This window comes from Streptomyces sp. TRM64462, from assembly GCF_013362995.1.
GTDB lineage: Bacteria > Actinomycetota > Actinomycetes > Streptomycetales > Streptomycetaceae > Streptomyces.
In genome coordinates this window covers 1-1,745 of sequence record NZ_JABWDV010000248.1, presented here as the reverse complement: position 1 = coordinate 1,745, position 1,745 = coordinate 1, and the positions used below count along the sequence as shown (strand labels likewise).

The 1,745-nt window shown below is 75.8% G+C and carries 2 protein-coding genes; one reads left to right on the top strand and one right to left on the bottom strand.

Going from position 1 to position 1,745, the window contains the following annotated elements:
* Window positions 1-64: 64 nt before the first annotated feature.
* Complete coding sequence (locus HTZ82_RS11630; protein ID WP_175409267.1) at window positions 65-865, bottom strand: adenosylcobinamide-GDP ribazoletransferase; 801 nt, start codon at window positions 863-865, stop codon at window positions 65-67.
* Between the two features lie 69 nt (window positions 866-934).
* Between HTZ82_RS11630 and HTZ82_RS11625 the strand changes: the two genes are divergently transcribed.
* Window positions 935-1,745, top strand: an 811-nt coding sequence (locus tag HTZ82_RS11625; protein WP_254711793.1) for a hypothetical protein, incomplete at its 3' end; no start/stop codon positions are given.

Genomic DNA, 1,745 nt, shown 5'->3' with positions numbered 1-1,745 from the left:
CCGGCGATTGAGGAGCGGGGGTTCGGGGGCGGAGCCCCCGATTCGGGAAGGGGCGGGGTGGGGGCTAACCCAGCGTCAGGGCGACCAGCGCGGCCGTGGCCGCCGTCTCCGCGACCGCGCCGAACACGTCACCCGTCACCCCGCCGAACCTGCGCACGCACCGGCGCAGCAGCAGCTCGGCCGCACCCAGCGCGACCAGCGCGCCCAGGACGTGCCGCACGGCGTCGTACGCCCCGAACAGCGCCCCCGCGCCCGCGCACACGGCCAGCACCACGGCGCCGGCCCCCAGCGCGGCGCCCACCGGAACGGTCCCCGCGACCACCGCGCCCAGCCCCTCGGGGCGGGCCGCCGGCACACCGGTACGGGACGCGAGGGTCAGCGCGAGCCGGGCGACCGTACCGGCGACGACCACCGCGACCGCGCCGCGCGCCCACCCGTCCGCGTACAGTTCGTACACCGCCGCCACCTGCGCGAACAGCGTGAACAGCAGCGTGATCACACCGAACGGGCCGATGTCCGACCGCTTCATGATCCGCAGCGCGTCCTCGGCGGGCTTCCCGCTGCCGAGCCCGTCCGCCGTGTCGGCCAGACCGTCCAGGTGCAGCCCGCGCGTCAGCAGCGCGGGCACCGCCGCCGAGGCGACGGCCGCCGGCAGCGGGCCCGCCCCGAGCAGCAGGAGCAGCCCGCCGGCCGCCGCCGCGCACAGGCCCACGACAAGCCCGGCCACCGGCGCGCACAGCATCCCGGAGCGGGCCGCGTCCCGGTCCCAGCGCGTCACGCGCGCGGGCAGCACGGTGAGCGTGCCGAACGCGAAACGCAGGCCGTGCAGGCGCGGAAGCTCCTCGGAAGTCGTCACCGCGCGCACACTAGTCGCTGCCACCGGGGGCCACGGCCGGTAAATTGCGCATAGCGACTGATTCCGGACGGGGGTGGCATGGGTCACTGGTTCACCCGCAACATCGTCGAGCCCGGCAAGCTCCCGCTGCTCATCGCCCTGGCGTCCTTCGTCCTCACCTTCCTGGCGACGCGGACCGTCACCCGCCTCATCCGCGCGGGCAAGGGCCCGTTCCGCAACGTCACCACCGGCGGGCTGCACATCCACCACGTCGTTCCGGGGGTCGTCCTCATCCTGGTGGGCGGGTTCGGCGCGATCGCGGCCGGGCGGCACACGGCCGCGTCCCTCGTGGCCGCGGTGCTCTTCGGCATGGGCGCGGGGCTCGTCCTCGACGAGTTCGCGCTGATCCTCCACCTCGACGACGTGTACTGGACGGAACAGGGCCGCCAGAGTGTGGAGATGGTCGTCCTGACGGCGGCGCTCGTGGCGCTCGTGCTGGGCGGCTTCTCGCCGCTCGGCGTGGACGCGCTGACCCCGGAGGAGCGGCAGAACCGCGCCGGCCTCATCCTGACGCTGGGTCTGAACTTCCTGTTCGTGATCGTCGCGCTGCTCAAGGGCAAGTTCCGGATGGCCGTCATCGGCGCGCTCGTGCCGTTGGTCGCCATCGTCGGCGCGCTGCGGCTCGCCCGCCCCGGCTCCCTGTGGTCACGCCGCCTCTACCGGCGCAGGCCCCGCGCCCGGGCCCGCGCCGGGCTGCGCGCCTACCGTCACGACCGCCGCTGGTCCGGGCTGCGCCGCCGCTTCCAGGACCTGATCGGCGGCGCCCCCGACCGCGTACCGCCACCGTCCACGGCGGCCGGCGAGGACGGCGCGGGCGACGCGGACGGCGCGGACGGCGCGGACGGCGCGG